At 70.5% G+C, this 21,564-nt stretch carries 17 protein-coding genes; 10 read left to right on the top strand and 7 right to left on the bottom strand.

Annotation, left to right across the window (positions count from 1 at the left end; translation table 11 throughout):
* The 3 genes from KBO27_RS21115 to nikE are packed head-to-tail and all read left to right on the top strand — an operon-like array spanning position 1 to position 3,502.
* Positions 1-1,029, top strand: coding sequence for an ABC transporter permease (locus KBO27_RS21115; RefSeq protein ID WP_207922099.1), 1,029 nt, complete (start codon positions 1-3; stop codon positions 1,027-1,029).
* Positions 1,026-1,925 carry an ABC transporter permease gene (locus tag KBO27_RS21110; protein WP_210971614.1) on the top strand — a complete coding sequence of 300 codons (900 nt, stop codon included), beginning with the start codon at positions 1,026-1,028 and terminating at the stop codon, positions 1,923-1,925. The genes KBO27_RS21115 and KBO27_RS21110 overlap by 4 nt, the downstream gene beginning before the upstream one ends.
* The gene (nikE, locus tag KBO27_RS21105) at positions 1,922-3,502 is read left to right on the top strand and encodes a nickel ABC transporter ATP-binding protein NikE (RefSeq protein ID WP_210971613.1); all 1,581 of its coding nucleotides are present in this window, start codon (positions 1,922-1,924) and stop codon (positions 3,500-3,502) included. Before KBO27_RS21110 ends, nikE begins: the two co-directional genes overlap by 4 nt.
* An 80-nt stretch (positions 3,503-3,582) precedes the next feature.
* Here nikE and KBO27_RS21100 read toward each other — a convergent pair whose 3' ends face one another.
* Both KBO27_RS21100 and KBO27_RS21095 read right to left on the bottom strand, forming a co-directional pair.
* Positions 3,583-4,212, bottom strand: coding sequence for a nucleoside/nucleotide kinase family protein (locus tag KBO27_RS21100; RefSeq protein ID WP_210971612.1), 630 nt, complete (start codon positions 4,210-4,212; stop codon positions 3,583-3,585).
* 36 nt (positions 4,213-4,248) lie between these two features.
* Positions 4,249-5,181, bottom strand: a complete 933-nt coding sequence (locus KBO27_RS21095; RefSeq protein ID WP_210971611.1) for a S66 peptidase family protein — start codon at positions 5,179-5,181, stop codon at positions 4,249-4,251.
* Positions 5,182-5,401: 220 nt separating this feature from the next.
* Between KBO27_RS21095 and KBO27_RS21090 the strand changes: the two genes are divergently transcribed.
* Together KBO27_RS21090 and KBO27_RS21085 are read left to right on the top strand one after the other, a co-directional pair.
* Entirely contained in the window at positions 5,402-5,968 is a 567-nt protein-coding gene (locus KBO27_RS21090) for a DUF3090 domain-containing protein (protein WP_132673781.1), read from the top strand.
* Positions 5,969-5,973: 5 nt separating this feature from the next.
* Positions 5,974-6,774, top strand: a complete 801-nt coding sequence (locus KBO27_RS21085) for an SCO1664 family protein (RefSeq protein ID WP_210971610.1) — start codon at positions 5,974-5,976, stop codon at positions 6,772-6,774.
* 203 nt (positions 6,775-6,977) lie between these two features.
* Here KBO27_RS21085 and KBO27_RS21080 read toward each other — a convergent pair whose 3' ends face one another.
* On the bottom strand, positions 6,978-8,219 hold the full coding sequence (locus tag KBO27_RS21080; RefSeq protein WP_210971742.1) for a serine hydrolase domain-containing protein: 1,242 nt from the start codon (positions 8,217-8,219) through the stop codon (positions 6,978-6,980).
* Between the two features lie 120 nt (positions 8,220-8,339).
* Between KBO27_RS21080 and KBO27_RS21075 the strand changes: the two genes are divergently transcribed.
* Positions 8,340-9,740, top strand: coding sequence for an ATP-binding protein (locus KBO27_RS21075; protein WP_210971609.1), 1,401 nt, complete (start codon positions 8,340-8,342; stop codon positions 9,738-9,740).
* Positions 9,740-11,692 carry a vWA domain-containing protein gene (locus KBO27_RS21070; protein WP_210971608.1) on the top strand — a complete coding sequence of 651 codons (1,953 nt, stop codon included), beginning with the start codon at positions 9,740-9,742 and terminating at the stop codon, positions 11,690-11,692. Before KBO27_RS21075 ends, KBO27_RS21070 begins: the two co-directional genes overlap by 1 nt.
* A 443-nt stretch (positions 11,693-12,135) precedes the next feature.
* On the opposite strand, the gene KBO27_RS21065 is transcribed toward KBO27_RS21070, so the two are convergent.
* Genes KBO27_RS21065 through KBO27_RS21055 form a run of 3 tightly spaced genes read right to left on the bottom strand, consistent with a single transcriptional unit; the run spans position 12,136 to position 14,967 of the window.
* The gene (locus KBO27_RS21065) at positions 12,136-13,026 is read right to left on the bottom strand and encodes a glycine betaine ABC transporter substrate-binding protein (protein WP_246537687.1); all 891 of its coding nucleotides are present in this window, start codon (positions 13,024-13,026) and stop codon (positions 12,136-12,138) included.
* Between the two features lie 32 nt (positions 13,027-13,058).
* A complete protein-coding gene (locus tag KBO27_RS21060; protein WP_210971607.1) occupies positions 13,059-13,946 on the bottom strand; it encodes an ABC transporter permease in 888 nt (295 codons plus the stop codon).
* Positions 13,939-14,967: a quaternary amine ABC transporter ATP-binding protein gene (locus tag KBO27_RS21055; RefSeq protein WP_210971606.1), complete on the bottom strand. Its 1,029-nt coding sequence runs from the start codon at positions 14,965-14,967 to the stop codon at positions 13,939-13,941. The genes KBO27_RS21060 and KBO27_RS21055 overlap by 8 nt, the downstream gene beginning before the upstream one ends.
* 341 nt (positions 14,968-15,308) lie before the next feature.
* On the opposite strand from KBO27_RS21055, the gene mshC reads away from it, so the two are divergent.
* Entirely contained in the window at positions 15,309-16,547 is a 1,239-nt protein-coding gene (gene mshC, locus KBO27_RS21050) for a cysteine--1-D-myo-inosityl 2-amino-2-deoxy-alpha-D-glucopyranoside ligase (RefSeq protein ID WP_210971605.1), read from the top strand.
* Positions 16,548-16,822: 275 nt separating this feature from the next.
* Entirely contained in the window at positions 16,823-18,058 is a 1,236-nt protein-coding gene (locus KBO27_RS21045; RefSeq protein WP_210971604.1) for a styrene monooxygenase/indole monooxygenase family protein, read from the top strand.
* A gap of 58 nt (positions 18,059-18,116) precedes the next feature.
* On the opposite strand, the gene KBO27_RS21040 is transcribed toward KBO27_RS21045, so the two are convergent.
* On the bottom strand, positions 18,117-19,016 hold the full coding sequence (locus KBO27_RS21040; RefSeq protein ID WP_210971603.1) for a PAC2 family protein: 900 nt from the start codon (positions 19,014-19,016) through the stop codon (positions 18,117-18,119).
* 205 nt (positions 19,017-19,221) lie between these two features.
* On the opposite strand from KBO27_RS21040, the gene KBO27_RS21035 reads away from it, so the two are divergent.
* Positions 19,222-21,501 (top strand): lysylphosphatidylglycerol synthase transmembrane domain-containing protein, encoded by a 2,280-nt coding sequence (locus tag KBO27_RS21035; protein WP_210971602.1) that lies wholly within the window; start codon positions 19,222-19,224, stop codon positions 21,499-21,501.
* Positions 21,502-21,564: the final 63 nt, after the last annotated feature.

The following is a 21,564-nucleotide window of genomic DNA, read 5'->3' as shown; positions in this document are numbered from 1 at the left end:
CTGCTGACCACTGTGGACGACCAGGAACCGGCCACCGGCAACGGTGGCCGGCTCCTGCGCTACGTCGGCGGCAAGATCGGCGGCGGGCTGGTGAGCCTGCTGCTGGTCGCCGTGCTCGGCTTCTTCCTGTTCCGCGTGATGCCCGGAGACCCGGTGCGCACCATGACCCGCGGCGCTCCGATGACGGCGCAGCAGATCGCGGACCTGCGCGAACGGCTCGGTCTCGACCAGCCGCTGTGGAAGCAGTTCCTGGACTTCCTCGGCAACCTGCTGCGCGGTGACCTCGGCACCTCCTACACCTACACCCGGCCGGTGGGCGAGCTGATCCTGCAGCGCATCGGCCCGACGGTGCTGCTGGTCGGCACCGCGACGGTGCTGGCCATCGTGCTGGGCCTGTGGATGGGTTCGCGCGCGGCCTGGAAGCACGGCGGGGCCTTCGACAAGACCACCAGCTCGGTGGCGCTGGCGCTGTGGTCGGTGCCGACGTTCTGGCTTGGCCTGATCGTGCTGATGGCCTTCGGCGTCGGGGTCGGCCCGATCCCGGGACTGTTCCCGGTCGGCGGCATCTCCGACCCCGACACGCCCCCGGAACTCCTGCCGCAGATCCTCGACGTCGCGCACCACATGGTGCTGCCGGTGCTGACGATGCTCGCGGTCATCTACGCCGAATACCTGATGGTGATGCGCTCCTCGCTGCTGGAGGAGATGGGTGAGGACTACCTGACGACCGCCCGCGCCAAGGGGCTTCGCGAGGACCTGGTCCGCAGCAGGCACGCCGTGCCCAACGCGCTGCTGCCCACGGTGACGCTGATCTTCCTGCGGCTGGGGCTGGTGGTCGCCGGTGCCATCACGGTGGAGACGGTGTTCTCCTGGCCCGGGCTGGGGCTGCTGACCTACGAGGCTCTGCGGGTGCCCGACCTGCCGCTGCTGCAGGGCATCTTCATCGTGCTGGCGGGAAGCGTGGTGGTCATGAACGTGCTGGCAGACCTGCTCTACCGGGTCATCGACCCTCGGGTGCGCGAGTCATGACCGCCCCCACCGCATCCCAGGTCGTGCGCGCCCGGCGGAAGGCGAGCCTCGCCGAGGGCTGGCGGGTCTTCCGGGCCGACCGCGCCGGACTGGTGGGCCTGGTGCTGCTGGCGGCGATCGTGCTGCTGGCCCTGCTGGCGCCGCTGCTCACCGACTCCACCGGGCTGGACGTCACCCGCGCCACCGGTGCCGCGCTGCAGGCGCCCAGCGCCGAATACCCCTTGGGCACCGACGAATCCGGCCGATCCGTGCTGCTGCTGACCTGGTGGGGCGCGCGCGTCTCGCTGGTCGTCGGGTTGTCGGCGGCGATCCTGTCGGTGCTGATCGGTGCGCTGGTCGGGGTGGCGGCAGCGCACTTCGGCGGCTGGGCCTCGCGAATCCTGCTGCGGTTCACCGACTTCTTCCTGGTGCTGCCGTCGCTGGTGCTGGCCATCGCGCTGTCGACGGTGCTCGAACGCGGGCTGTGGACGATCGTGCTCGCCATCGGCGTCACCTCCTGGCCGCACACGGCCCGGGTGGTGCGCGCCCAGACGCTGACCATCGAGGCCCGCCCCTACATCGAACGCTCCCGCGCGCTCGGAGCCGGGCACGGGCACGTGATCTTCAAGCACGTGCTGCCCGCCGTGCTGCCGCTGGTGTTCGCGAACACCACCCTGTCGGTGGCCAGCTCGATCATCTCCGAATCCACGCTGTCCTTCCTCGGTCTGGGCGATCCCAGCCGGGTTTCCTGGGGCACGATGCTGAAGTCGGCGATGGACACCGGTGCGGTCACAGGCGGTGCCTGGTGGTACCTGCTGCCGCCCGGCCTGGGAATCGTGTTGGTGGTGCTCGGTTTCACGCTGTGCGGCCGGGCGCTGGAAGCGGTGTTCAACCCGAGGCTGCGGGGGCGACGTTGAGTCCGATTCTGCAACTGCGCGACGTGTCGATCACTTACGGCGGCGCCGACGAGCCCGCCGTGTCCGGGGTGAACCTGAGCCTGGACGCGGGCGAAACACTCGGCCTGGCCGGGGAATCGGGGTGCGGCAAGACGAGCGTGGCGATGTCGGTGCTGCGGTTGCTGCCGCGCACCGCCCGCGTCGACGGCGAGGTGCTGCTCGACGGCGAGGACGTCCGCGAGATGAGCTTCGGCCGGTTGCGCGCGGTCCGCTGGGCCGGTGCCTCGGTGGTGTTCCAGGGGGCGATGCACGCGCTGAACCCGGTGCGCACCATCGGTGAGCAGATCGCCGAGCCGATCCGGCTGCACGGGGGCAAGGGCGATCTGGGCGAGCGGGTCGCGGAGCTGCTGGCCCAGGTCGAGCTGCCCGCCGACCGCGCGGGCGCCTACCCGCACGAGCTCTCCGGCGGGCAGAAGCAGCGCGTCATGATCGCCATGGCGCTGGCGTGCGAACCCCGGCTGGTCATCGCCGACGAACCCACCACGGCGCTGGACGTCGTGGTGCAGGCGCAGGTGCTGGACCTGCTCAAGCGCCTGGTCGCCGAACGCGGTATCGCGCTGGTCATGATCAGCCACGACCTGTCGGTGCTGTCGGCGACCTGCTCCCGGCTGGCGGTGATGTACCGGGGCGAGGTCGTCGAGCACGGGCCGACCGAGCAGGTCATGAGCCGGCCGCAGCACGAGCACAGCAGAGCGTTGGCCGACGCGTTCCCGACCGTGGGCGACCCGAGGTTCCGCCTCACCGAGGGCGGGTCCGCCGGTGAGTCGCTCCTGTCCGCCGACGCTGTCGCGGTGACCTTCCGCAGCCGCTCCGGTCAGGCCGTGCGCGCGGTGCGCGGGGTGGACCTCGCGGTCGGCGCCAACGAGATCGTGGCGCTGGTCGGGCAGTCCGGCTCCGGCAAGACCACGCTGGCGCGCACGCTGCTCGGCCTGCAGCGTCCCACCGGCGGTGCGGTGCGGTTCAACGGTGTTCCGCTGCCCGCCGGGGCGGCGGCGTTGCGCGACTACCGCCGCAAGGTGCAGCTGGTCCTGCAGGACCCCACCGGTGCCCTCAACCCGCGGCACACCGTCTACGAAGCGGTGGCCGAGGGACTGCGGATCCACGGCATCACCGACGACGAGGTCGGCCGGGTGTCCGCCGCCCTGGAAGCCGCGGAACTGCGACCGGCGGAGAAGTTCTTCTCCCGCTTCCCGCAGGAGCTCTCAGGCGGTCAGCGCCAGCGCGTCGTCATCGCGGGTGCCCTGGTGCTGGAGCCGGAGGTCCTCATCGCCGACGAGCCGGTCGCCTCGCTGGACGCCACGGTGCGCGGCGAGATCCTCTCGCTGCTGCTCCGGCTGCGCGTGGACAAGGGACTGTCGACGCTGGTCATCACCCACGACCTCGGTCTCGCCTGGAACATCGCCGACCGCGTCGCGGTCATGTACCGGGGCGAGATCGTCGAGCTCGGCACCGTCGAGCAGGTCCTGCTCGATCCCCAGCACGACTACACCAAGACGCTCCTCGCAGCGGTGCCGACCACGACCCGGCGCGTGGCGTGAGATCGGTGGTCACCCCGCTCGGCGGTGCGGGTGGCGGAACCTGAGGCGGTCCGCACCTGGAGCAGCGGCCACCGCCGCTCCTAGTCGAAGCTGTCGATGATCGCGGGCCGGTCGGGGTGGTCGACGCGGACCACGAGGTCGGCCAGCCCGGTGGGGTCGACCTCCTCGGCGTAGCGCTTGAACGCGGGCAGCGTCCAGCGCTGGTCCTCCGGTGTGTTCCGGTGCAGCGCGGCGTCGGAGAGCCACAGGTGCACGACCAGGTCGAAGTCGAGTCCGACGCCCTGCAGCAGCGGTCCGTCCACGATGGCCGCACCCCGTTCCGGCAGCGCCACGCGGTTCAGGCGAGGGGAGCGGTCCGCCTCCGGATCCCACAGCGCGGGCAACACCTGCCCGGTGCCGTTCGCGGCCAGCGGTGTGAGGACCTCGCGGGCCAGCCCCGTGGTGTCGAACCAGGACAGGTAGTAGGAATCCGGGTCGTGGTGGCCGTACTCCAGGCGCACCGATGCCGGGCGCAGGTAATCCGTCGCGCGCACCCGGACCGCCTCGCGGCCGCGTTCCCTCAGCGGGGACACCAGGAGATCGGCGAGATCACCGGTGCCCGCGGCCGGAGCACCGTCAACGGCCACCCGGGCCCACCGCCCCGAGATGGCGTCGACGCGCTCCACCACCTCGTCGACCAGGGCTTGCGGGGAGATCGGCCGGACACGCACATCCCGAAGCTATCAAGCGCGGTCCCGAACCCGTGCTCAGCGCAGCGCCGGCTGGAGGATGGAGAGGCGCTGGGCGTCGGCGTCGAGTTCCGCTGCGACGCCGAGGGGGACCGTGCGCTGGGCTTCGCAGTGGCCGAACCCCAGCTCCCAGAGGATCGGCACTCCGAGGCCGCCCAGCAGGTTCTCCAGCATCGCGTACACCTCGCCCGTCGGGCCGCAGTCGGTCCACGAGCCCAGTGCGATCCCGGTGGCGCCCTGGAAGAAGCCGGCCCGGATGAGCTGGATCAGGAAGCGGTCCAGGCGGTAGGGCTCCTCGGTGACGTCCTCCAGCAGCGCGATGCCGCGTTCCGGAGGCCGTGCCGCCACGCCCGCTCCCAACGAGCCGGCGAGCAGGCTCAGGTTGCCGCCGTAGGTCACGCCCAGCGCGCGCCCGGGAACCATGGTCTGCGCGCTGCGACCGGTCAGTATGGTCACGCCCTGCGGCTCGAACAGGGTGCGCCGCAAGTGGCCGCGCGCCTTCTCGTCGTGGGCGAACGCCTTGGTCGCCACCATCGGGGCGAAGATCGTGACCAGCCCGAGCTCGGCGGCGAAGACCTCGTGCAGCGCGGTGACGTCGCTGGAACCGACCAGGATCTTCGGGCCCGCCTTGGCCAGCTCCGCGAAGTCCAGGTGGTCGATCATGCGCAGGCAGCCGTAGCCGCCGCGGGCGCAGAACACCGCTGAGACCTGCGGGTCGCACCACGCCTCCTGCAGGTCGGCCGCCCGGTCCGCGTCGGTGCCCGCCAGGTAGTCCAGGCGGGGGTGGCGGTCCAGGACGTGCTTGCCGACGCGGACGTCGAGCTCCCAGGCGCGCAGCTGGGCGAGCCCCGCCTCCAGCAGGTCTTCGGGCACCGGTCCGGCCGGGGCGACCAGCGCCACCGTGTCACCCGGCTGCAGCCTCCGCGGCCGGGTCAGTTCGCGCATGCTCATCGGCGTGCTCCATCCGGGTCCGTTCGAACACCCCTGATCTTGCCGCGAGCGTATCGGCAGTCAGGACAACGCGCCGCAGTTCACCTACAGCGAACACGGCGGGAACGTCGTCCTGGCGGGACTGTTCGTCGCAGGTCACCGCGTTGTGCGGAAAGGTGATGTACAAAACGGGGGCCAGCCGCGCAGGACGCGCACTCGGTGGCCTAATGTCGGAGGGGTCATGGCTCGTGTCATCCACGTCTTCCGCCAACCCGACCGATTCGTCGCCGGAACGGTCGGGGAACCCGGTGAGCGCACCTTCTACCTGCAGGCGTCCGAGGACGTCCGCACGGTGAGCGTGCAATTGGAAAAGCAACAGGTCTCGGTTCTCGCCGAGCGAATCGGCGCGCTCCTGGACGAGGTGCAGCGCCGGTTCGACGCCGACCTGCCCGGTCGCACGCCCGAGGACCTCGTCGACACCGAACCGCTCGCGGTGCCGGTCGACGAGGAGTTCCGCGTCGGCACGATGGGGCTGGGCTGGGACGCCGAATCCGAGGCCGTCGTCGTCGAACTGCTCGCGGTCACCGAGGAGGAGATCGACGAGTCCGTGGTGCTCGACGACACCGAGGAGGGGCCCGACGCGCTGCGCGTGTTCCTCAGCCCGGTGCACGCCCGGGCCTTCGCCGAACGCGCGGAACGGGTCATCAACGCCGGCCGCAAGCCCTGCCCGCTGTGCAGCGAACCGCTCGACCCGGCCGGGCACATCTGCCCCCGCCAGAACGGCTACCGCCGCTCGGAAGAGGTCTGAGGCCCGTGGCCGTCGAGGAGCCCGCGACCTGCGAGCTGCTGCGGCACGGGCATCTGGAGATCCAGGGCCGCCTCGTGGAGGCGTCCAACGCGACGCTGTTCTGCTCGGTCGAGCTCGACGGGGTCTCCGGCGAGTGCGTTTACAAGCCGGTGCGCGGCGAGCGCCCGCTGTGGGACTTCCCGGACGGCACGCTGGCCGGCCGCGAGGTGTCGTCCTACCTGCTGTCGGAGGCCACCGGTTGGAACCTGATCCCGCCGACGCTGCTGCGCAACGGGCCGTTCGGACCCGGCATGGTGCAGCTGTGGATCGACGAGGCCACCGACGAGGACGCGCAGCTGGTAGACATCACGCACCCCAGCGAGGTGCGCGAGGGCTGGCGGCAGGTGCTGCGGGCGCAGGACCCCGACGGTGATCCGGTGGTGCTCGCCCACGCCGACCACGAGCAGCTGCGACGGCTGGCGGTGCTCGACATCGTGATCAACAACGCCGACCGCAAGGGCGGGCACATCCTGCGCGCCCCCGACGGCCGCGTGCTCGGCGTCGACCACGGCATCAGCCTCAACACCGACGACAAGCTGCGCACCGTGCTGTGGGGCTGGATCGGCGAGGCCGTTCCGGAAGCCGAGATCGAGCGGCTCGGCGAGGTCCGCGCCCTCATGGAGGGTGACCTCGCCGAACAGCTGTCCGAGCACCTCACGATCAAGGAAGTGCAGGCGGTCAGCACCCGCATCGACCGGCTGCTCGACGCCGGAGTCTTCCCGGAACCCTCCGGAGACTGGCCCGCGATCCCCTGGCCTGCCTTCTAGCGCTCCGTTTCAGTACGGCGGCAGCCGCCGTTTCAGGTACGGGACTCAGCTGGCACCGCCGCGGGTTCTGACACGTCTTCTGGCGAGGACACCGCGACGCCGTGCATTGGACATACATCAGGAGTGGCGCCCGGAGTCCAGAAGGCGTGTCAGGTTCCGCTACCCGCACCGCGGAGCAAGGCAACCACTGGAAATGATGTACCTCAGTCCACCAGCGCCTGGTAGACGAGTTGGTGTAGGTAGGGCCTGATGGGGTGGGTGCTGGAGGGCATCAGCTGGGTCAGGAACAGGACCGTGAGGTCTTCGGCGGGGTCGACCCAGAAGGCCGTGCTGGCCAGGCCACCCCAGGCGAATTCGCCCTTCGAGCTCAGCACCTTGGCCGCGAGCGGGTCGTCGACCACCGAGAACCCGAGGCCGAAGCCCTTGCCCGCGTTGGCGACCTCGGAGAACGCGCCCATGGCCAGCGTCTCCAGGTCGGCGCCGCCGGGCAGGTGGTTGCGGGTCATGAAGTCGACCGTGCGCGCGCCGAGCAGCCGCACGCCGTCCAGCTCCCCGCGACGCAGCAGCATCTGCGTGAAGCGGTGGTAGTCGCGGGCGGAGGAGAACAGCCCGCCGCCGCCGGAGGGGGCCTTGGGTGGCTCGAACGCGGTGTCGTACATCTGCTCGTGCTTGGGGTGCAGCCGCGCCTTGCCCTGCGGGTCCGCCGCGTACAGCGAGGCCAGCCGGTCGGTGTCGGCAGCGGCGACCTGGAAGCCGGTGTCGGTCATGCCGAGCGGATCCAGGATGCGCGTGCGGAAGAACTCGTCGAGGGGCTGCCCGGAGGCGACCTCCACGACCCGGCCCAGCACGTCGGTGGCCACCGAGTAGTTCCAGCGGGTGCCCGGGTCGAACAGCAGCGGGATCTCGGCCCAGGCGTCGCAGCAGGCCGCCAGGTCCAGGTCGGATGCCATGCCGAACTCGAAGCCGGCTCGGCGGTGCAGCTCGTCGAGCGGGTGCAGGTAGTTGAACGCGTAGGTGAGCCCGGCGGTGTGGGTGAGCAGGTGCCAGATCCGCATCGGCTCGGTGGCGGGCCGGGTCTGCGGATTGCGCGCCGGTCCTCCGGTGTAGACGCTCAGGTCGGCGAACGACGGGATGAAGTCGCTGACCGGGTCGGTGAGCTCGAAAGCGCCTTCCTCGTAGAGCATCATGGCCGCGACCGAGGTGATCGGCTTGGTCATCGAGTAGATGCGGAAGAGCGTGTCCGTCTCAACCGGTTTGCCGCTTTCGACGTCCCGCATCCCGTGCGTGGACAGGTGCGCGATCTTGCCCCGGCGCGCGACGAGCGCCAGCCAGCCGGGCAGCTTGCCCGTCGTGACGTAGTTCTCGAAGTGCTGATCGATCCGCTGCAGCCGGGCCGCGTCGAAGCCGACCTCGCCGGGATCCACCTCGATTTCCAGAGCCACCAGGGCCTCCTACCGCGTTGTGCGACATGACGTTACCTGGAGTTTTCTACTCCTCCGGTCCAGCATTCGAAATCCTGGGCGCAGTGGCGGCGTTCACGTTTCCTGCGGAGTAGCGTCGTAGGCGTGACGAATCCGACCCCACCTCCAGGGCTGCCCCGCACGGCGGGGGAGCTGCGGAACAGCGGCCACGAACCCCGCAGCATCAAGGCGGAGATGCGCGCGAACCTGCTGACCTCGCTGCGCTCCGGGCAGGCTCTTTGGCCCGGCATCGTCGGTTTCGACCGGACCGTCCTGCCGCAGCTGGAACGCGCCCTGATCGCAGGGCACGACGTGGTGCTGCTCGGTGAGCGCGGCCAGGGCAAGACGCGGCTGCTGCGCGGTCTGCACGCGTTGCTGGACGAATGGACCCCGGTCATCGAGGGTTCCGAGCTGGGCGAGCACCCGCTGCAGCCGATCACGCCCGCATCGCTGCGCCGTGCGGCCGAACTGGGCGACGAGCTGCCGGTGACCTGGCGCCACCGCGATGATCGCTACGTCGAGAAGCTGGCCACTCCGGACACGTCGGTCGGTGACCTGGTCGGCGACGTCGACCCGGTCAAGGTCGCCGAGGGGCGTTCGCTGGGCGACCCGGAGACCATCCACTATGGACTCGTCCCGCGCGCGCACCGCGGCATCGTGACGATCAACGAGCTCCCGGACCTCGCGGAGCGGATCCAGGTCGCGCTGCTGAACGTGATGGAGGAGCGCGACATCCAGATCCGCGGCTACAGCCTGCGGCTGCCGCTGGACGTGCTGCTCGTCGCCACCGCGAACCCCGAGGACTACACCAACCGCGGGCGCATCATCACCCCGCTCAAGGACCGCTTCGGCGCCGAGATCCGCACGCACTACCCGATGGAGATCGACGACGAGGTGTCGTTGATGCGCCAGGAAGCGGACTTGCCCGCCGAGGTCGGTGACCACCTGCTGGAGGTGCTGGCCCGCTTCGTGGACCACCTGCGCGAATCCAGCGCGGTGGACCAGCGCTCGGGCGTGTCCGCCCGGTTCGCCATCGCCGCCGCCGAGACCGTCGCCGCCGCTGCTCTGCACCGGTCGGCGCTGACGGGGGAGGAGCCGGCCGTGGCGCGACCGGTCGACCTCGCGGCGGTGCCCGCCGTGCTGCGCGGCAAGATCGAGTTCGAGGCCGGTGAGGAGGGCCGCGAGGACGAGCTGCTCGGCTACCTGCTGCGCCGGTCCGTGGCCGACACCGCGCGGGGTCTGTTCGCCGGCCTGGACCTGCAGTCGCTGGCCGACGCCGTGGTGGACGGCCACCCGGTGGCCACCGGCGAGCAGATCGCGGGCAAGGACGTGCTCACGGCGCTCCCGGAGCTCCCGGTGCTGCACCAGGTCGCCGAACGCGCCGGTGTGCGCGCGGAGGACCCGCCCGGTCGCATCGCCAGCGCCGTGGAGCTGGCCCTGGAATCGCTGTACCTGGCCAAGCGGCTGGGCAAGGACTCCGACGACGACCGCTCGGTGTACAGCTGATGAGTCCCCGCTACCGGTACTCGGCGTGGCACGGCGGGCCGGACCCGCTGCAGCCACCGGTCGACCTGCGCGAGGCGCTCGACCAGATCGGCCGGGACGTGATGGAGGGCGCCTCCCCGCGCTCGGCGCTGGAGGAGCTGCTGCGCACCGGCACCCGGGATTCCGCGGGCCTGGACGAGCTGACCCGCCGGTTGTGGCAGCGCCGCAGCGAGATGCAGCGCAGGCACCGGCTGGACGGCACGATCTCCGAGGTCCGCAGGATGCTGGACCGCGCCCTGGAGCAGGAGCGGCTGGCGCTGGCGGCCGACACGACCGAGGACGCCCGGTTCCGCGAACTGCAGTTGAGCGCCCTGCCGCCGGACGTGGCCGGTCAGGTCAACGAGCTGTCGGAGTACGACTGGCGTTCCTCCGAAGCCCGCGAGACCTTCGAGGAGATCCGGCAGATGCTGGGCACCGAAGTCCTCGAACAGCGCTTCGAGGGCATGAAGGAGGCCATGCAGCAGGTCTCGCCGGAGGACGTCGAGCGGGTGCGCGAGATGCTCGACGACCTGTCGAACCTGCTCGCCGCGCACGCCCGCGGTGATGAGGACATCCAGTCGAAGTTCGACGAGTTCATGGGACGGCACGGCGAGTTCTTCCCGGAGAACCCGCGCGACGTGGACGAGCTGATCGACGCCTTGGCGGCGCGGTCGGCGGCCGCGCAGCGGATGCTCAACTCGATGAGCGAGCAGCAGCGCGACGAGCTGATGGCCTTGTCCCAGCAGGCTTTCGGCGATCCCCGCATCGCGCAGGCGTTGCAGCAGATCGACCGCCAGCTGCAGGGACTGCGCCCCGGTGAGGACTGGAACGGCCGGGCGCGATTCCGCGGCGACCAGCCGATGGGCATGGCCGAGGCCACCGCGGCGATGGCCGAACTGGGCGAGATGGATCGACTGGCCGAGCAGCTGGGCCAGTCCTACCCGGGCGCGAGCCTGGAGGACATCGACCTGGAGGCCCTGCAGCGCCAGCTCGGCCCGCAGGCCGTGGTCGACGCCCAGCGCCTGTCTGACATCGAGCGCCAGCTGCGCGATCAGGGGCTGCTGCAGCGCGCACCGGACGGCAGCCTGCGGTTGAGCCCCCGCGCGATGCGCAGGCTCGGTGAGAACGCCCTGCAATCGGTCGTCTCGCAGCTGCGGACCCGCAGGGGAGAGCGCGACACCGACCGCGCCGGCGCTGCCGGGGAGCTGACCGGCACGACCAGGCCGTGGACCTACGGCGACGCGGAGCCCTGGGACGCGGTCCGCACGGTCCGCAACGCGGTGCTGCGCCGCGCGGCCGAGGGCGAGAACTCGCCGATGCTCGACATCGCCGACCTGGAGGTCTCCGAGACCGAGCAGCGCTCCCGCTCGGCGGTGGTGCTGTGCGTGGACACCTCGTGGTCGATGGTGCAGGACGGCCGGTGGGTGCCGATGAAGCGCACCGCCCTGGCGCTGCACCACCTGATCGCGACGCGGTTCCGCTCGGACGCCCTGCAGCTGGTCACCTTCGGCGGCTACGCGTCCACCGTGGACGTCGGCGAGCTCGCGGCGCTGGAAGGCGTGTGGGAGCAGGGCACGAACCTGCACCACGCGCTGCTGCTGGCCGGTCGGCACCTGCGCAGGCACTCGGACGCGCAGCCGGTGGTGCTGGTGATCACCGACGGCGAACCCACCGCGCACTTGGAACCCGACGGCGAAGCGGTGTTCCAGTACCCGCCCAGTCCGCACACGCTCAGCGTCACGTTGTCCGAAGTGGACGCGTTGCAGCGGTTGGGCACCACCTTGAGCGTGTTCATGCTGGGGGAGGACCCCAGCCTCGCCGCGTTCGTCGACGTCGTCGCCAAGCGCGGCGGAGGCCGGGTCCTCGCCCCGGATTCCGACGGGCTCGGTGCGGCGGTCGTCGGCGACTACCTCCGCACCAAGCGCCGTCGTTGAGCGGTCGCTGGTTTCCCACTCTGGACTTGTCAAAGAACAAGCGCCGCTGGGGCGCGTTGGGGCGACCGGTGGCATCGGCCACCGGTTGTCGAGCACTGGTCGTAATCAGGTTGGCTCCGGCTCTCCGTCGTTCCGTCGTGGGACGAGGCGCCGGATCGTCGATCGGGCGTTTCTGGGCTGAGGCGTCCTGTTCGAACTCATGTTTCAATGGTGCACCCAACGATTCGAAAACGCGAGCGAATCGCCATCGCACGATCCGGTGATCGTCGGTGAAAGCCGCTGCGGTCCAGCGCTGTTCACGGGCTGCGGAGGAGGTATCCGCGGCCGGTAAGCGGTGTGACGAACGCGACCAGCTGTTCGCCCACGGCGAGCGCCCGCCGCGGGTGTCCGTCGCGGAGAAGTGGCCGGCGGGAAGTTCCCACCGGCCACCGAGAAGCGGTGCCTCAGCCCGCGAACGACCTGATCACGTCGGGGTTCGCATCGGCCCACTTCTTCGCTGCGGCCTGCTCCTGGCCCTTGGCCGCGCTGTTGATCTCGTTCTCCAGGCTCGCCAGCTGCTGGTCGGTCAGCCTGAACTTCTTCACCATGTCGGTGACCTCGGGGAAGTCCTGGCTGAAGCCCTTGCGCCCGATGGCGTGGATCTGCTCGGCCGCGCCCATCGCTCCCATCGGGTCCTGCAGGTCCTTGATGGGGTAGCGGGCGTAGGCCCAGTGCGGGTGCCACAGCGTCACGACGATCGGCTTCCTCTCGTCGGTCGCCTTCTGCAGCGCGGCGAGCATCGCCGTGGTCGAGGACGTCTGCAGCGTGAACTCGCCCTGCAGGCCGTACGCGGGCAGCGCCTCCTTGGTGGTGCGGCTCAGCCCGGCGCCGGGGTCGATCCCGGTGATGGTCCCGCCCAGCTCGGCGCCCCTGCCCTTGAGATCGGCGATCGAGTTGACGTCGGTCATGTAGTTGGGCACGGCGATGTTGAGCGTGGCCTGGTCGTACCACACGCCCAGGTCCTCCAGCTGCGGGCCGTACTGCTTCCAGTAGTCCTCGTGCGTCGACGGCAGCCAGCCGTCCAGGAACAGGTCCGGGTTGCCCTGCGCCAGACCGGCGTAGATCGGGCCCGCCTCCAGCTCGGTCGCGTTGACCGTGTAGCCGCGGCGTTCGAGGAGTTCCTTGTAGAGGTAGGTGACCGCGATGTCCTCGTCCCACGCGATGTACCCGATGTTGATCTGCTTGGCCTCTTGCCCTGTCTGCGCCTCCCGCCCGCCGCAACCGGCGGCCAGGGACAACGTCGCCGCCAATGCGGCCAACAGCGCCAAGAGCCGTCTGGTCCTGCTGTGCGACATCATCAATCCGCCCTTCTGGTCAAGGCCGGGGCTCATCCGGTCTTGGCCGCCTTCCGCTCCGCCCGCGCGACCGGCGAGCGGTCCGACAGCACCGCGGTGATCCGGTCCAGGTAGACGGCGAGGATCACCACCGACAAACCGGCCTCGAAACCCTGCCCCAGCTGGACCCGGGTGACGGCCTCGTAGATGTTGGTGCCCAGCCCGGGGGCACCGACCATGCCCGCGATGACCACCATCGACAGCGACAGCATGATCACCTGGTTGATGCCGGCCATGATCGACGGCATCGCCAGCGGCAGCTGGATCCCGGTGAGGATCTGACCGGTTCGCGCGCCGAACGCCTCACCCGCTTCCACGACCTCGGAATCGACCTGCCGGATGCCGAGCTCGGTGAGCCGGACGCCCGGCGGCAGCGAGAAGATCACCGTCGCCACCACGCCGGGCACGACGCCGATGTTGAAGAACACGATGACCGGCACCAGGTACACGAACGCGGGCAAGGTCTGCATCAGGTCCAGCACCGGCCGCACCACGTGGCTGACCTTCTGGTTGCGCGCGGCCAGGATCCCGATCGGGATGCCGATCAGCACCGCCAGCGCGCTGGAGACCAGCACCAGCCCCAGGGTTTCCATCGCCGGGTCGAACTCCTCGATGCTGGCGATCAGGCCGAACCCGATCAGGCTGAACAGCGCGAACCGCCAGCTGCGCAACCACCACGCCAGCGCGGTGAACACCAGCACCATGACCAGGTCCGGCAACCAGGTCAGCGCGGCCGTCAGGCCGGCGACAGCGCCGCTGACCACCAGCTCGATGAAGTCGAAGACCGGGCCGATGTTGCTGTTCAGCCACTCCACGACGGCCTGGAACGCGTCACCGAGCGGCACCCTGGGCAGCTGGGTGAGCAGAACCGGATCAAGCATCGGAGGTCGCCTCCCGGTGGCTCAGCGCCGCGAACACCGCGCCGGGGGTGACCACCCCCAGCGGCCGCTGCCGTTCGTCGACCACCAGCAGCGGTTCGGCGCGGTCGCTCATCAGCGCGAACAGGTCCTTCAGCGGGGTCGATCCGGGGACCGGGACGGCGCCGTCGGCGGGCGTGGCGTCCGGGTCGGCGATGGCCGCCGCGGTGAGCACGCGGCTGCGGTCGACGTCCTGGACGAACTCGGCCACGTAGTCGTCGGCCGGCGCGCGCAGGATGTCCTCGGCGGTGCCGATCTGCACGATCCGGCCCGCGCGCATCACCGCGATCCGGTCGCCCAGCCGCATCGCCTCGTTGAGGTCGTGGGTGATGAAGATGATGGTCTTGGCCAGCTGCGCGTTGAGCTCCAGCAGCTGGTCCTGCATCTCTCGTTTGATCAGCGGGTCCAGGGCGCTGAACGCCTCGTCCATCAGCAGCACGTCGGTGCCCGTGGCCAGCGCGCGGGCCAGCCCGACGCGCTGGCGCATCCCGCCGGAGAGCTGCTGCGGGTAGCGCTGCTCCCAGCCCTGGAGCCCGACCAGCCGCAGCGCCTCGCCCGCGCGCTCGGCGATCTCCCGCTCGTCGGTGCCCCGCACGCGCAGGCCGTAGCCGGCGTTGTCGAGCACCGTGCGGTGCGGGAACAGCGCGAAGTGCTGGAAGACCATGCTCATCTTCTGCTGCCGCACGGTGCGCAGCTCGCGGGTGCTCATGGCGGTGACGTCGACGTCGTCGACGAACACCGCGCCGTCGGTGGGCGCGAGCAGGCCGTTGACCATGCGGATGAGCGTCGACTTGCCCGAACCGGACAGCCCCATCACCACGAAGGTCTCGCCCTCGGCGACGGAGAAGGTGGCGTCCACGACGGCGGCCGTCGTCCCTCCGGCCACGAGGTCCGCCGGATCGGAGCCCTGCTTCAGGAGCCGGACCTTCTCGGCCGGTTGTGGCCCGAAAATCTTGTACAGCCGTTCCACGCGTACCGAACTCACCGATCGCCTCCAGCGTTCGGGATCGGCGACAACCGTCGATTCCGCTTGTGCCGCGCTTTGTTTCCCCGGTGTCCTCGTGGGGCTCGTGTTTCCCGCTTGACCTGGGAAAATCGGCTACCTGCAGAAAAGATAGACCCATTTCCGCCCAGGCGTGCAGGTGGTCGTGGGCGGTGAATCCGAGGAATCGTTCCAGCTGGCCGGAAATCGGCGGAACGGGGAGGAGGAAACGGAATGCCGGTATTTTTCGGGAAAGATCTGCTCCCCAGGACGTCCCAGCATGTGACACGGGTGATGCCCCGGATGGAGGCGGCGCCTCGTCCCGGACGTTTAAGGTCGGATGCATGCAACCCTGGTCATCGGTTTCCGTCCCCGAGGTGGAAGGCACCCCACGTCCACTTCAGCTGTTCGACACCTCCGCCGCTGAGATCAGGCCCACCGAGCCCGGGCCCGAAGCGCGGATGTACGTCTGCGGCATCACCCCGTACGACGCCACCCACCTCGGCCACGCCGCGACCTACCTGGCGTTCGACCTGATCCACCGGGTGTGGCTGGACAACGGTCACCAGGTCCACTACGTGCAGAACGTCACCGACATCGACGACCCGCTGCTGGAGCGGGCCGAGCGGGACAACGAGGACTGGGTCGTCCTCGCCATGCGAGAGACCGCGCTGTTCCGGGAGGACATGGAGGCGCTGCGGGTGCTGCCGCCCGCGGACTTCATCGGCGCCGTGGAATCCATCCCGGAGATCGTCGAGGCGGTGGGGAAGCTGCTGGCCTCCGGTGCCGCCTACCGGGCCGATGACGCCGAGTACCCGGACATCTACTTCCGGCACCAGGCCACCGGCCGGTTCGGCTCCGAGTCGAACTACGACGAGGCCACCATGAACACCTTCTTCGCCGAACGCGGCGGAGACCCGGACCGGCCGGGCAAGGAGCACCCGCTGGACGCGCTGCTGTGGCGGATGGCCCGGCCGGGCGAGCCGTCCTGGGACTCCGAGCTGGGTGCGGGCCGTCCCGGCTGGCACCTGGAGTGCTCGGTGATCGCGCTGAACCGGCTCGGGCTCGGGTTCGACGTGCAGGGCGGTGGCTCGGACCTGATCTTCCCGCACCACGAGTTCAGCGCCGCGCACGCCGAGGCGCTCTCCGGAGACTTCCCGTTCGCCAAGCACTACGTGCACTCCGGCATGATCGGGCTGGACGGCGAGAAGATGTCCAAGTCGCGCGGGAACCTGGTGTTCGTCTCGCGGCTGCGCGGGGACCGGGTGGATCCGATGGCGATCCGGCTGGCGCTGCTGGACGGCCACTACCGCCAGGACCGCTCCTGGACCGCCGATGCGCTCACGGCCGGTGCCGCGCGGTTGGCCCGCTGGCGGGAGGCGGTCGAGCTGACCTCCGGTCCGGCGGCGGCCGAGGCGATCGCCGGGCTGCGCGCCGCGCTGTCCAACGACCTGGACACCTCGGGCGCGCTCCGCGCGATCGACGCCTGGGTGGAGTCGGCGCTGGTGTCCGGCGGTGACGACCAGGGCGCACCGGCCCTGATCCGCACGGCGGTGGACGCCCTGCTCGGAGTTGAGCTCTAACCTCCTGCGACATCAGCGAAGGGTGATCGGGAGTCCGTCGAGGGCTCCCGATCACCCTTCTTCGTTTTCCGGGCCGCTCTGGCAAAAACGGCAATTGAACAGGGCGGGAGCGTTGATCTGCGGTTGACCAAAACGAGTTTCGGCGTCCGTGGACAGGTCCGAACGGGTTTGATTTGATCATCGCGTCATCACGGGGAGCGACGACGTTCGTCCGGAATGTCGCCGTGGGCCCAGATTTCCGAAGATGAGGACACTCGAGAGGTGGCCGGGGAAACATGCGGAGAGTCCTGATCGTCGGAGCCGGGCAGGCAGGGCTGCAACTGGCGCTCACGCTGCAGGCCGAGAGCTACGACGTCACGTTGATCTCGGCGCGGACACCGGAGCAGATCCGGAACGGGCGCGTCATGTCGACGCAGTCGATGTACTACCAGACGCTGGAGATCGAAAGACGGCACGGACTGGGACTGTGGGACGACACCGCGCCCCGGCTCACCGGCCTGCGCGTGTCGGTCGCGAGCCAGGAGGGGGAGCGGGTCATCGACTGGATGGCGCCGCTGAAGGACTACGCGCTGTCGATCGACCAGCGCGTGAAGATGGCCGCCTGGCTCGACCTGTTCGCCGAGCGCGGCGGCACGATCGACTACCGCGAGCTCTCGGTGGCCGACCTCGACGAGATCGCGCCCGACTTCGACCTCGTGGTGGTCGCGGCGGGCAAGGGCGAGCTCGGTTCGCTGTTCGAGCGCGACGCGCAACGCTCGCCCTACACCGAACCGCAGCGCGAGCTCTCGGTCGCCTACGTCCGCGGCACGCGCAGCTCCAGCGACCCGGACGACTCGTCGGCCGCCCGCTTCAACGCGCTCGCCGGCCTCGGCGAGGTCATCAGCTACCCCGGGCACACGCTCGACGGCGCCTGCGAGATCCTGCTGCTGGAAGGCGTTCCCGGCGGTCCGCTGGACGCCTTCGGCGACCGGCCCGAACCGCAGCGGCAGTGGGAGCGGATGCTCGGCCTGCTGCGCGAGCACTGCCCGTGGGAGCACGAGCGGTTCGCCGACGCCGAGCTCACCGACGAGGGCGGCACGCTGGCCGGTGCGGTGACGCCGACCGTCAGCAAGCCGATCGGGCAGCTGCCCTCGGGCCGACTCGTGCTCGGACTCGGCGACAGCGTGGTGCTCAACGATCCGGTGACCGGGCAGGGCTCCAACGCCGCCTGCCAGAGCGCGCAGATCTACCTGGAGAGCATCCTCGCCCGCGGTGACGGTGCTTTCGACTGGGACTGGATGCAGCGCACCTTCGACCGCTACTGGGACTTCGCCCAGCACGTCACGTCGTGGGCCAACGCCGCCCTGCAGCCGCCGCCCCCGCACGTGCTCACCATCTTCGGGGCGGCCGCGCAGCTGCCCGCGGTCGGCGAGCGCTTCGCCGACGGCTTCGCCAACCCCGACGACATGACCGCGTGGTTCCTGGACCCGAACGCCGCCGACGCCTTCATCGCCGAGTGCTCCGCCGCCTGAACGAAAAACGGTCGACCGCGATCGGGTGATCGCGGTCGACCGTGCGTGCATCAGGGGCTCAGCCCGGTCCGGGGCCCAGCGGGCCCTTGCCGCCCGGTCCCCGGCGGCGCAGGTAGCGCTCGAACTCCGCGGCGATCGCGTCGCCGCTGGCCTCGGTCAGCCGGACCTCCGCGTCACCGCGTTCCTCGAGGGCGCGGACGTAGTTGCGCACGTCCTCGTCCTCCTCGGCCATCTCGCTGACCGTCTCCTCCCACTCCTCGGCCTGGTCCGGCAGGTTGCCCAGCGGGACCTCCACGTCCAGCGCCTCCTCGACGCGGTGCAGCAGCGCCAGCGTCGCCTTCGGCGAGGGCGGCTGCGAGACGTAGTGCGGCACCGCGGCCCAGAACGAGATCGCCGGGATGCCCGCCTGCACGCACGCGTCCTGGAAGATCCCCACGATCCCGGTCGGGCCCTCGTAGCGGGTGCGCTCCAGGCCGAACGTCGCCGCCGAGTCCTCGTCGTAGGCCGTGCCGCTGACCGGGACGGGACGCGTGTGCGGAGCATCGGCGAGCAGCGCGCCCAAGGTCACCACCGTGCGCGCCCCGAGCTTCTCGATCTTGTCGACCAGCTCTGCGGAGAAGGCGCGCCACCGCATGTTCGGCTCGATGCCGTGCACCAGGATCACGTCGTGCTCGGCGCCCGGCGGGCGGCACACCGTCAGCCGGGTCGTGGGCCAGGTGACCTGCCGGGTGACGCCGTCGACGAGCTTGACCGTCGGACGCGTGACCTGGAAGTCGTAGTACGGGTCCGGGTCGAGCTCGCTGAGCGACTCGGCGTCCCAGATGAGCTGCAGGTGCTCGATCGCGGAGCTGGCTGCGTCCCCGGCGTCGTTCCATCCTTCGAACGCGCAGACCACGATCGGGTCCGTCAACCGCGGCAGGTCGGCGTTCGGTTCGGGCGTCTGTTCGCGATCGGTCACTGCGCAAGCCTACGACCTAAGCCCTCCCCGAGCGCTACCTCCTCGCCTATTTCATGATCACGTGCCCGGCCGGTGCGGACGTGCCGGTTTGACGGTTCCTGCTGCTGGTCCGAGGCTTGTCAGACCAGTCTGTGTGGAGCAGGTGCCCGTGGAGCCGAGTCCGTCAGCGCCCAGTGGGGGAACCGGTGTCTCCCCGCGTTCGCGTTTGCGGCTGTCCATCGGCCGCCACCCCGGTGACCTGGGCAAACTAGCTCTGGTCGCGGGTCTGCTGGTGCTGAGCGCGCTGCTGGTGCTGATCCCGGCGAACCCGGTGGAGATCGCTGTTCACCAACAGCTGATCGCCCTCCCGCGCGTCGCCGACCCCTTCTGGGTGGTGTTGACCTGGATCGGGTCGTGGGCGGGCATCGTCGGCGTGGTCGTGGCGACCTCCTACCTGGGCTGGATCCGGGTGGCGCTGCTGTGCGGCGGTTCCGGTGCGCTGACCTGGCTGGTCGCGATGCTCATGCACCAGCTGCTGGCGAGACCCGGCGGCCCTCCCTTCCCGTCGGACGAGGTCGCGGTGGTGACCGTGCTGGCGGTGGTCGCCACCCCGTACTTCGGCCGGACCCCGCGCTACCTCGGCTGGGGCCTGGTCCTGCTGACCGGGATCGCGGTCGTGCACCTCGACCTGCACCTGCCGCTGGGCGCGGTCGGGGGAGCGCTGCTGGGATGGGGCGTCGGGCTGCTGTGCCACCTGGCGTGGGGCGCTCCGGGGCGGAAGGTCTCCGAGCTGGTCATCTTCGACGAGCTCGAACAGGCGGGGCTGGCGCCGGTGTCGATCAGCGCGCTCCGGCACCGGCTGCTGCAACCGCGCGAGTTCGCGGTGGACACCGTGGACGGGCCGCCGCTGCGGGTCAAGGTGGTGCGCAGGCTCAGCCGGCGAGCCGGTGCCTGGTACAAGCTCAAGCGCCTGCTGATGCTGCTCGACGTGCAGGACGAGCCGAGCCTGTCCACCCCGCACCACGAGGTCGAGCACGAGGCGTACGCGGCGTTGCTCGCCGCCCGCGCCGGAGTGCGCACCCCCGAGGTCGTCCTGGCCGGCGACGTCCCCTACGCGCCCGCGCTGCTGGTGATGCGGGAGGTCCCCGGCAGGCGGCTGACGGAGCTGTCGCCGGAGGAGATCGACGACGAGCTGCTGGCGGGCGTGTGGGAGCAGGTCGCGCTGCTGGCCGAGGCCCGCATCGCCCACCACGACCTGCGGGCCAAGAACATCCTGGTGGACGAGCACGGGCGGCCGTGGCTGCTGTCGTTCACCTTCAGCCACCCCGGCGCCGACGACGCCCGCTGCGCTCAGGACCTGGCCGAAGCGCTGGTGTCGGTGGCCGCCGTCGTCGGCACCGAGAGGGCCGTGACCAGCGCGATCGCCGCGCTGCCCGTCGAATCGCTGGCCGCGGCGCTGGGCAGCGTGGTGCCGCTGGCGCTGCCGCGCCGGATCCGCGCGCAGGCCCAGCGCGGCCGGTACTTCCTCGCCGAGCTGCGCGAGACCCTCGCCGACCGGCTCGGCCTGCCCATCCCCGGTTTCCGCTCACCCGTGCGACCGACCACCGTGCTGAGCCTGCTGCTGGTGGGTGCGGCCGTCTACCTGCTGATCCCCGAGCTGTCCAACACGCGGGACGTGGTCGGGGCGCTGCGCCACGCCCACTGGGGCTGGCTGGCGGTGGCGGTGGTGACCGGGTTCGCCGCCGTGGTGCTGTCGTCGATCTCGGTGCAGGGCTCCAGCCGGATCCCGCTGCCGTTCTGGCTGACCCTGCAGGTCCAGGTCGCCGCCGCGTTCACCGGGCGCACCACCCCGGGCGGTGCCGGGTTCTTCGGCATCAACGTCGTCTACCTGGAACGGCTCGGGCTGCGCAGGCCGCTGGCGGTGGGGGTGACGCTGCTCAACCAGGCCGGGACCGGGGCGGTGGCGTTCGTGGTGTCGGTGATCGGGGTGTTCGCGGTCGGGCTGTCGGGCACCTTCACCAACCTGTCGCTGCCCGGCTGGCAGCTGATGGTCGGGGTCGCGGTCGCGATGCTGGTCGCGGTGCTGGTGGTGCTGTCCCCACCGGGGCGGCGCCGGATCATGCCGTCGGTGCGGGAGGTGAGCCGCGAGCTGCTGGAGACGCTGCGGCACCCGGTGCGCGCGCTGCAGCTGTTCGGCGGGGCGCTGGGCTACCTGGTGGTCTCCGGGCTCGGGCTGGCGACGTCGCTGGCCGCGCTGCACCCGAACTTCTCCTGGACGGCGGTGACCATCGTGTTCGTCGTCGGCAACACCCTGGGTCACCTGGTGCCCTCGCCCGGCGGCCTCGGCGCGGTCGAGGCGGTCCTGCTCGCCGGGCTGGGGGCCATGGGCGTCCCGCCCACCGCGGCCGTCGCCGCCGTGCTGCTGTCGCGGCTGCTCACCTACTGGATCCCGGTGCTGCCCGGCATCCTCATGTTCCGCTACCTGCAACACCGCAACGTCATCTGAGGAGTCTTCGGACACTTTGGGTAGGAATCGGTACAGAGGGTCGTGTGTACTGAAGGTGGTCCT

The organism is Saccharopolyspora endophytica, assembly GCF_018070075.1.
In the GTDB taxonomy this organism is placed as follows: Bacteria; Actinomycetota; Actinomycetes; order Mycobacteriales; family Pseudonocardiaceae; genus Saccharopolyspora; species Saccharopolyspora endophytica.
The sequence above is the reverse complement of the archived record's forward strand: the minus strand, read 5'-3'. Positions and strand labels throughout refer to the sequence as shown.